Origin of the sequence: Acinetobacter sp. YH12058, assembly GCF_013419805.1 — a bacterium.
GTDB lineage: Bacteria > Pseudomonadota > Gammaproteobacteria > Pseudomonadales > Moraxellaceae > Acinetobacter > Acinetobacter towneri.
Genome location: NZ_VOZL01000003.1, coordinates 228,862 through 238,747, shown reverse-complemented (window position 1 = coordinate 238,747; position 9,886 = coordinate 228,862). Strand labels below are relative to the sequence as shown.

Annotated in this window: 9 protein-coding genes; 3 read left to right on the top strand and 6 right to left on the bottom strand. The window is 43.3% G+C overall.

The annotated features are described in order from the left end of the window. Positions 1-226 precede the first annotated feature (226 nt). From FTU09_RS03815 to FTU09_RS03805, 3 genes are read right to left on the bottom strand one after another with little or no spacing between them, the layout of a single operon-like run. Positions 227-1,672, bottom strand: a complete 1,446-nt coding sequence (locus FTU09_RS03815) for an NAD(P)(+) transhydrogenase (Re/Si-specific) subunit beta (RefSeq protein ID WP_004974925.1) — start codon at positions 1,670-1,672, stop codon at positions 227-229. Between the two features lie 3 nt (positions 1,673-1,675). Beyond that, positions 1,676-1,999: a proton-translocating transhydrogenase family protein gene (locus FTU09_RS03810; protein ID WP_004974924.1), complete on the bottom strand. Its 324-nt coding sequence runs from the start codon at positions 1,997-1,999 to the stop codon at positions 1,676-1,678. Between the two features lie 11 nt (positions 2,000-2,010). Then, entirely contained in the window at positions 2,011-3,138 is a 1,128-nt protein-coding gene (locus FTU09_RS03805) for a Re/Si-specific NAD(P)(+) transhydrogenase subunit alpha (protein WP_180079571.1), read from the bottom strand. 882 nt (positions 3,139-4,020) lie between these two features. On the opposite strand from FTU09_RS03805, the gene FTU09_RS03800 reads away from it, so the two are divergent. After that, the gene (locus FTU09_RS03800; RefSeq protein ID WP_096901401.1) at positions 4,021-4,944 is read left to right on the top strand and encodes a DMT family transporter; all 924 of its coding nucleotides are present in this window, start codon (positions 4,021-4,023) and stop codon (positions 4,942-4,944) included. 94 nt (positions 4,945-5,038) lie between these two features. Next, positions 5,039-6,229 carry an MFS transporter gene (locus FTU09_RS03795; RefSeq protein ID WP_096901400.1) on the top strand — a complete coding sequence of 397 codons (1,191 nt, stop codon included), beginning with the start codon at positions 5,039-5,041 and terminating at the stop codon, positions 6,227-6,229. A 28-nt stretch (positions 6,230-6,257) separates the two neighbouring features. Here FTU09_RS03795 and FTU09_RS03790 read toward each other — a convergent pair whose 3' ends face one another. Beyond that, positions 6,258-6,902 (bottom strand): hypothetical protein, encoded by a 645-nt coding sequence (locus FTU09_RS03790; protein WP_004974903.1) that lies wholly within the window; start codon positions 6,900-6,902, stop codon positions 6,258-6,260. Between the two features lie 230 nt (positions 6,903-7,132). On the opposite strand from FTU09_RS03790, the gene dusA reads away from it, so the two are divergent. Continuing rightward, the gene (dusA, locus tag FTU09_RS03785) at positions 7,133-8,155 is read left to right on the top strand and encodes a tRNA dihydrouridine(20/20a) synthase DusA (protein ID WP_004974902.1); all 1,023 of its coding nucleotides are present in this window, start codon (positions 7,133-7,135) and stop codon (positions 8,153-8,155) included. Between the two features lie 63 nt (positions 8,156-8,218). Here dusA and FTU09_RS03780 read toward each other — a convergent pair whose 3' ends face one another. After that, positions 8,219-8,992 carry a ThiF family adenylyltransferase gene (locus FTU09_RS03780; protein ID WP_096901398.1) on the bottom strand — a complete coding sequence of 258 codons (774 nt, stop codon included), beginning with the start codon at positions 8,990-8,992 and terminating at the stop codon, positions 8,219-8,221. 68 nt (positions 8,993-9,060) lie between these two features. Further along, positions 9,061-9,885, bottom strand: coding sequence for a TatD family hydrolase (locus tag FTU09_RS03775; protein WP_096901397.1), 825 nt, complete (start codon positions 9,883-9,885; stop codon positions 9,061-9,063). Between the last annotated feature and the right edge of the window lies 1 nt (position 9,886).

The following is a 9,886-nucleotide window of genomic DNA, read 5'->3' as shown; positions in this document are numbered from 1 at the left end:
TTCTGATGCTAGTTGGTCTAACACCTTGCAATGTTTGTCTTTTATACGTAATTTAAGGGTTTTCATGTACTTATATTAACAATCAAAACTCAAGGAAAATAGTCCTTAGTTAAATCAAACGACACTTCATGTCGTGTCGCTTATATCTCTGACCTGAAGGACTGAGTTTTACGCTCCATTTGATAAAAAACCGCCCGAAGGCGGTTTCATCTCTAGGAACAGTGTCTTAGTGACCTGTACCGTTGATTGATTTAGTCATATCTTCCACAACTTTCTTGGCATCACCAAAAATCATCATGGTCTTGTCGTTATAGAACAAGTCGTTGTCTAGACCCGCATAACCTGTTGCCATTGAGCGCTTGATGACCATAATGGTACGTGCTTTATGCGCTTCAAGAATTGGCATGCCGTAAATTGGCGAGTTTGGATCGTCTTTTGCCGCAGGGTTAACTACGTCATTTGCACCAATCACCAACACCACATCTGTTGCAGGGAAATCTGAGTTGATTTCGTCCATTTCTAAGATGTCTTCATACGGTACGTCAGCTTCTGCAAGCAATACGTTCATGTGACCCGGCATACGACCTGCCACTGGGTGAATCGCAAAACGAACAGTTACACCTTGCTCTTTTAACAAGTTGGCCAATTCTTTGACCGCATTCTGTGCACGACCTTGCGCCATACCATAGCCCGGTACAATTACTACGCTGTCTGCATTTGACATCAAGAAGCCAGCATCATCAGCAGAACCTGAACGGTAGTTACGTTGCACTTGCGCACCCGCTGCTGCCGTTGGTGCTGCTGCACCGCCCATCGCACCACCAAACAATACGTTGATGATTGAACGGTTCATGGCTTTACACATGATGTAAGACAGAATCGCACCTGAAGAACCGACCAATGAGCCTGCAACAATCAGCATGTTGTTTTCAAGTGTGAAACCAATACCTGCTGCCGCCCAACCTGAGAACGAGTTCAACAATGACACCACAACTGGCATGTCACCACCACCCACTGGTGCAATCCATACCCAACCGAATGCCAATGCTAAACCTGTCATTGCCCAGAATGAAGTCATGTTGCCGCTCAGGAAGAAGTGAATCCCAAAACCGAGCATAGCAAGGAAAATTAACGCCTGAACAGGTTTTACCCATGCACCCGAAATAGTTTTTGCCCATTTCTTCGCCGCCAATTTACCGTATGCAAAAACAGATGCAGTAAAGGTAATCGCCCCCACGAAACAGCCCACAAACAATTCAAATAAATGAACTTTGCTCATTTCATGGAAAGTAATGCCATTTGCAGCCAACAAGTCTGGACCAAGTTCGATTAACTTGTTGTTATGAATAATCGCAGCAATCGCAATTAAAACTGCAGCCAAACCGACTAAAGAGTGCATTAACGCTACAGTTTCAGGCATTTGAGTCATTGGCACCGTACGTGCGCGGGCAATACCCACCACCGCACCTGCTGCCATAGCTGCCAGAATCATCCACACAACTGGATTGTCTGCCACAAAGAATGTAGTCAAGACTGCAATCGCCATTGCGATCATGCCGTAACGGTTGCCCGCAATCGCAGTTTTAGGCCCAGACAAACCACGTAAAGTTAAGATAAAGAGCACAGCCCCGATTAAATAGAACCAGTCTGCATATTCACGAATAAATTCCATGCATTAGCCCTCTTTTTTCTTTGCTTTTGGTTTGAACATTTCCAGCATACGTGCAGTCACTGCAAAACCACCGAAAATATTGATGCTTGCCAAGAACACAGCAATCGCACCCAGTACACTCACCACATTAATGGTTTGGAAATCGACACTGCCTTCTACACCCATGATTGGTAGACCAACAGTTTGAATCATCGCACCGACAATAATGATTGAAGAAAGTGCATTGGTTACTGCCATTAATGGCGTATGTAACGCAGGTGTTACCCCCCACACCACGTAGTAACCTACGAAGATGGCAAGGACAAAAATCGTAATTGTTTCAACCATGAGAATTCTCCTTAACCACGCTTTAACAGCACTTGACCGTTATGAGTGACCAGCAACGCTTTCTGAATTTCTTCTTCAGGATTCAATGCGAAGTTCTTGTCGTTATCAAATAATGTTTCAACAAAATTCAACACATTACGCGCATATAGTGCAGATGCTTCTGTCGATACAGTCGATGGAATGTTTGGAATACCCAAAATTTTCACACCATTGGCAGTCACTACAGTTTCACCGCATTGTGAACCTTCGACGTTACCGCCCGTTTCGACTGCCATATCTAAAATCACAGAACCCGGCTTCATTTTTGCCACAGTTTCCGCTTTGATTAAACGCGGTGCATCACGACCCGGCAATAACGCAGTGGTAATCACGATATCCGCATTAGAAACGGCTTTATCGACAATCACTGCTTGGTCTTTAATGTATTGTTCACCAGGCATCCAGCCATAACCATTTTTGGCAGCATCGGCAGCTTTTTGTTGTTCTTCTTCAGACATTGGTACGTCTAACCACTTACCACCCAAAGATTCCACCTGATCTTTTGCCGTTGGACGCAAGTCAGTTGCTTCGACTACAGCACCTAAACGCTTCGCTGTTGCAATGGCTTGCAAACCAGCAACACCCACACCCATGATCACAACACGCGCAGGTTTTACAGTACCCGCTGCCGTCATTAACATTGGGAACATGCGTTGATATTCTGCTGCAGCCAACAACACAGATTTATAACCTGCCAAGTTGGCTTGTGATGACAACACGTCCATATTTTGCGCACGCGACAAGGTACGTGGCAAAAGCTCTAAAGCAAATGCAGACACCTGAGCCGCAGCAAATTGGTCTAATTCAGTATTGCGGTAAGGATCAAACATCGCCACCACAGTGCTGTTCGGTGCAAGTTTTTGAATTTCTTCACCCTTTGGGGCACGAACTTTCAAAATCATTTGGCTACCGTGATAAGCATCATCTGTCATGGTCGCGCCTACTTGTTCATAAGCGCTGTCGATATAAGCGGCTTTTACGCCTGCACCACGTTCAATGACTACGCTATGACCCGCGCTAATCAACTTCTTTACTGTTTCTGGCGTCGCAGCGACACGATTTTCACCGACAACAGTTTCGGTTGGAATTCCGATCTGCATGAGCGTTCCTCAAGCTAGTTTTTCTTAAGTCAACATCGTGGATAACGATGCTTTCCCCTCAGGATAAGTTTTGTTGAATTTTTGGATTCTAATGCAACATTTTTAAATTACCACCCAATATTTATTTAATAAATACCCATATTTTGAACTGATGATTCATAAAAATATTGTTGCGAGATATAATTGATAAGTTTTGCTTATTGAATATAAGTCTAATTATTCAGCAAAACTTCGATTTGAAGTGTCTAAAAGAAAAAAAGCGATGCTTTGAGCTTGCAGTTGACCACATTTAAATGAATTAAGCATTGATCATTCTGACACGCATTTCACTTAATTGGGAAAATCCGACTTAGCGCTAAAAGATTGCATATCTATACATTTAAGCGCTAAAAGCAAAAACTTAAACACCAAATTGACTTTTTTGACAATTTTTACACCGCACAACATGGTTCAATTTAGAAGTGTTTTGCGCATCTGAAAACCTTAGAAAAACCTACCTTTGCCTTATGAGTAAAACCGAATATTTGAAACAGTAAAACTTTTAAAAGAAGCTTGAATTTATTCAACTCAGGTCTAAGTTAAGTGCTGCTATTTTTTTCATTTTTTTTGTGCGTCATTTTGTCTGATGATGGATTTTCTCTGTTTTGCAATATTTTCAACTAATTTGCACCATTATCGTGCAAATCCCATTTACTCTACTTTTCACAAAATTTATGCCATCTCAAGCAGACCATCTGCATAAAATCGGCTATGCTTGCTCAAATACAGCACACACAGCTTGATCCATGCAGTCGCATCTGCCTTTATCTATCATGCAACTTGCATTTGTGTGCGCGGCATGTGTCACTTCTCTTGCATCCACCTTGCTCGACAGCATTTTTCATGATCAGACTTAACGCCACACAATGGGGCTCCATCTTTGCCTTATTTGCAGCCTTTTTGTTTAGTACCAAAGCCATTTTTATTAAACAGGCTTATGCACTTTCACCGTTGGTCGATGCAACCGTACTCATGGCTTTGCGCATGGCAAGTGCCCTGCCTTTCTTCTTGCTGATTTGTTGGCTCAATCGCCATCACAGTCGCAACATCTCTACACGCAATTGGCTGCTAATAATATTTGCAGGTCTGATGGGCTATTATTTTTCTAGCTGGCTGGATTTTTTAGGGCTGATGTTCATTAGCGCTTCATTAGAACGCATTATTCTGTTTTTATATCCAACGCTCACCGTTCTGGCTTCGAGCGTAATGTATCGGCAGAAACTGAGCTGGCTGAGTCTGTTTGCAATTGCTCTGAGTTATGGCGGAACAGTGATTGTGATGTTACAGGAACAGAGCAATACCCCACATGACACGTATTTTTGGTTAGGCAGTAGTTTGGTGTTCGCCAGTGCAGTGTGTTTTGCAGGCTATTTATTGCTGACCAAAAGCCTGATTCAGCATTTTGGTTCATGGAATTTTACAGGTCTGGCTTTAAGTACTGCCTGCATCGGTACGCTTACGCATTACAGTTTGGTCACACCGAATCCACTGGGACTGGTGCAACAACTGCCTGTAGAAGTGCTGGGCTATGGCATAGCTTTAGGGATATTTGTCACAGTCTTGCCCACCTTACTCATGGCGCACAGTATCGCCCGTTTAGGTGCGGCACAATCGGCCATGATTGCTTCAATTGGCCCCATCTTGACGATTCTATTGGCCACAGCATTTTTAGGTGAACATCTAAATGGCATACAATGGTTCGGCTGCATGCTCAATATTGTAGGCGTGATGATGATCACCTTGTCCAAAAACAAGTTCTCTCATTAAGTTAAAGGCGACATCCTGCCACTAATGAAGTTGAATATTGGATTCAATCTTTGAGCTACTGCAACCCCGTTTTACCATTGACCTTAGGATAATTATGAACACTGCACCCGACATCAGCCAAGATAAAACCCTGCTCTGGTTGATGGCGATCGCCTGTGGTCTATGCGCGGGGGCGAATTATTATTGCCAACCGCTGATTTACTCGATTCATCAATCTTTCCAAATTCCGCAATCCCAAGTGGCATTGACAGTGACTTTTGCACAAGTGTCTTATGCTCTGGGTTTATTATTCATTGTGCCCATGGGCGATATTGTCAATAAAACCAAATTCATTCCCTTATTGATGTTTTTGGCCTCGATTGGCTTATTTTTATGTGCCTTTTCCAGCAATTTAAGCATGCTATGGATTGGCACGATTATCACAGGGCTGTTTTCAGTTGCAGCACAAGTCTTAATTCCCTTTGCCACCATGACCGTAAAACCTGAAAAAATGGGTGAAGTGGTCGGTTTATTGATGAGTGGTTTATTGGTCGGTATTTTACTTTCGACCAGTTTGGCAGGTTTGCTGTCCAACTTATTCCATTGGAAAGTGATTTACCTGATTAGCGGTGTGCTGATGCTTTGCATTGCCGCGGTACTCAAAGCACGCTTACCCTTTATCTCAACCAGCAAACTCAGCTATTTGGCCGTGTTTCAGTCTATGGGCAAACTCATTTTAGAAGAACGTCGTTTGGTCTATCGTGCCTTGCTCGGTGCGTTTGCTTTTGCAGCGATGAGCGTGTTGTTTTCCACCATTGCAGTATTACTCAAATCCAGTTTTGGCTTAGCTGACTTTATGGTGGGCATTGTGGCAATGGTGGGTGTATTCGGTGCTCTTTCGACCAAACACGTGGGGAAAATTGCAGATCGTGGCTATGTTACAGCGCTGACGTGGGGTGGTTTGGCGCTATTGGCAATCAGTTGGGTCTTTCTATACAACGGACAATTTAGCTTATGGAGCTATATTCTTGGTTTTGGCTTAATTAACCTTGGGCTTGCCACCGTACACAGCAGCAACCAAAATGTAATTTTTCGCTTACGCCCCGATGCCAAATCGCGGATTAACTCAATTTATATGACCAGTTATTTTACTGGCGGTGCTTGTGGTTCTGCCTTGGGAATCTATGCATGGCAACACGGTGGATGGTTATGGAGTTGCCTAGTTGGTTTGTGTTTTGTTACCGCCGCAATGAGCTTTGCCCTACTCGACTGGCAGCATCAACGTCAACACACCGCCATGCCTTAAACGCTGCGATTACAATCAAGCAAGTCGCTTAAGACATTTGCATCACAGGGTAAAATGGCTGACTCAATTCCACATTTTCTAAATTTTCCAATAAGATTTGGATAAAACACGGCATCAACGCACACAGTAAAGTATTGGCATGGCTGAGTTGTTTGCGGTTGATTGCACTGTTATAAGTTGCACCACCTTGTAAAAGTTGCTGCTGTAACGTCAATAAGCGCTTAAACAAACATGCCAAAATTGTAGCTGAATCATGGATGTGCAATGCCTGCATAATCTGCTGTTTCTCTGCTTCATAATCTGCACGCCATTCAGCTTCAGTCATTTTTTGATTACGCCAATCCCAAAAACTTTGATACAAATAAGGGTTGGTCAGCAACACCTCTAAACTTTGTGGATATTTTTCCCAAATAATTCTCGCCATGCGCTGATCGACATCTTTTTGATACATACGCTGCACAAATTGCTGCAAGGTCTGTTGTGTATGCTCTGCCGTTTGACCTTGCGCATACAAGGCACTCAACGCCACCCATGCTGTCATAAATTGCATATCGACATCATCATGAAACTCAATGGCTTTTTTCCACCAACTTAAACTGCGCTGCATGCGTAAATTAAATGCCGTTGAAAATTCATTTTTCTTAGTTCGATAAATTTCTTCTAATACCAACATTTTATTTTCCCTCTTATGCTGCGTTATCCTATCTTTTCAACATACTAAAAAACGGCTACGCATACAAATACTGAGCAGTTCCGCTTTAGCATCTACGGTTGCGCTGCTTTGTTCATAGCGAACAAAGCAAAGTTAATGCCAATGGATGTGGGTTGGGGATACTGTCGATTTTCACTTAAACCCCGTATAATGCGCGGTCTTGTGCTTTTGTTTTTCAATTCAGGTGGGTTATGACACGTGCCATCCAAACTTTACAACCTCGCATTTCGGTTGCCCCTATGATGGATTGGACTACCCGCGATTACCGTTTTTTTGCACGTTTATTTAACCCCAATATCATTCTGTATACTGAAATGGTAACCACTGGCGCAATTTTATTTGGTGATGCCAAGCGCCATTTAGATTACAGCAAAGAAGAACATCCTATTGTCTTGCAGTTGGGCGGTTCAAATCCGAAAGACCTTGCGACCTGCAGTAAAATGGCACAAGACTGGGGTTATGATGAAATCAACCTGAATGTTGGCTGCCCAAGTGATCGAGTACAAAACAATAAAATTGGTGCGTGTTTAATGGCAGAACCAGACTTGGTTGCAGAGTGTATTGCCGCCATGCGTCAATCGGTTGATATTCCTGTGACCGTAAAACATCGCATCGGGATTGATGACATGCACTCTTATGCAGAGATGCTGCATTTTGTGGATACTGTGGCTCAAACAGGTTGCAATAACTTTATCGTGCATGCCCGAATTGCCTTATTACAAGGTTTATCGCCTAAAGAAAACCGCGAAGTTCCGCCTCTGCGTTATGAGGATGTGTATCGCCTAAAACAAGACCGCCCCGAATTGTTAATTGAAATTAATGGTGGAATTAAAACGTTTGCCGAAACCCAACAACACCTCAAGCATGTCGATGGGGTGATGATTGGTCGTGAAGCCTATCACAACCCTTATTTACTGGCAGAGCTTGGGCAATTATGGGGGCTAGAATTACCTGACCGTTTTGAAATTATGCAGCGCATGTTGCCGTATATTGAACAACGTCTACAACAAGGTGCACCACTTTCTGTCATTACCCGCCATATTTTAGGTTTATTCCAAAACCTGCCAGGTGCACGTAAATGGCGTCAGGCACTAAGTGGCGGCAATGCCAAAACATTTGCAGATGTAGAGCAAGCATTGGTCAATATTCAAGCAGCAATGCAGCGTACGGAAGACTATTTAAAAGAGCAGCAGCTACAACGACCTACTGAATAAAGTCATTGGCGATGTGCAAAATCAAAGAACTTTTTTATAAGCCATGCCTCGCATGGCTTTGATTTATGTATTTTTAGCCTGTAAGGCATCTAACTTTTTCAACACTTCTGCCACAGCTACCATCGCAAAACTGGACGTGACCACCACCGCCGAACCATAGCCGCCACAGCGCAAGCCTGCGCTTGGGCATACATCGGCACTAGAAAATGGATTGTCGATGGAATACACACAGGTAATCCCAAACTTTTCTTTTGGCTTTTTACAAATACCTTTGCTGCGTAATTGGGCGCGCAATTTGGCCAACATTGGGTCTTGTTCGGTTTTAGATAAATCTGCCACTCGAATTTTCAACGGATCAAGTTTGCCACCTGCACCACCCGAAACAATCAGTGGAATCTTGTTAAAACGACAATGCAGCATCAACGCTAGTTTAGCTTTTACGTCATCAATGCAATCTAAAATCAAATCAGGTGCAGTCGCCAATAACGCTTTGACGTTATCTGGACTGAGGTAATCATCGACCAAATTAATTTTGATACGTGGATTAATAGAACGGCAACGCTCTGCCATGACATTAATTTTTTCATGCCCCAAGGTTGAGCTCATGGCAGGCAATTGACGGTTAATGTTAGATGCTGCGACCACATCCATATCCACCAATGTCAGCTCGCCGATACCCGTACGTGCCAACGCCTCAACCGCCCAAGAGCCGACACCGCCAATTCCTATCACCATGACATGACTTTGGGCATAATGCTGAAAAGCACTGTCGCCATAAATTTTGGCCACACCTGCAAAACGGCGTTCATATTCATCATCTTGAAGAAGATCTGTCATGCTGCAATCAAATTTAATTTCAAAGTGTGGGCATTTTACTGCGTTTCGCAGACTTCGTGTTGTTTCATCTAAAGTTTAGGCAGGTCTAATACTTGAACACTATTCTGCCAAAGCTGTGCGGCTAAAGTTTGCGGTGCAATATCTAAACAATCCGCTAAACCTTCAAGCACATAAATCAGGTTCGCAGGGGTATTTCGGGTTCGTGATTGAGTATCTGTCTGACAACATAAAGGCGTCATATCGGGGCAGTCGGTTTCCAAAACCAAATGTTCAGCACCAATTTCCTGCACAACACGGCGCAGTTTTTTTGCATTGGGATTGGTAATCTGCCCTGTCACACCAATTTTAAAGCCCAATTTGATCAGTGCTTTGGCTTCTTCTACCCCACCGCTAAAAGCATGTGCAATGCCACCAAACTGAAATTGTTGCTGTTTGAGTATTTTTAAGGTTTCGGCATGAGCCTTACGAATATGTAGCAGTACAGGTTTTTGTCGATGGCGTGCGATTTCCAATTGCGCGGCAAAAAAATCTTGCTGCTTTTGAAACGCTTCAGGCTGTTTATGTTCAACCAAAAAAGTGTCTAAGCCAATTTCACCCACCGCGACACAATGCTGTTGTTGCAAAAACTGTTCTAAATCTTGTAAATGTTGGTCTTGATGTTGTTCGATATAAAAAGGATGCAAGCCTGGTGCAAGATGACTTTGTGGCACATGCTCAAGTTGGTTTAAAAACTGTTGTGTAGAGATTAAATCTTGAAAACGTGATTGTACAAAGCCAATCAGTACCAAATGTTCTACGCCTGCTGCCTTGGCCGCATACGCCAATTGCTCCCGATCTGAGTCAAAATCAGGTACATCAAAATGGGTATGCGTATCAAACAGCGCAATGCTCATA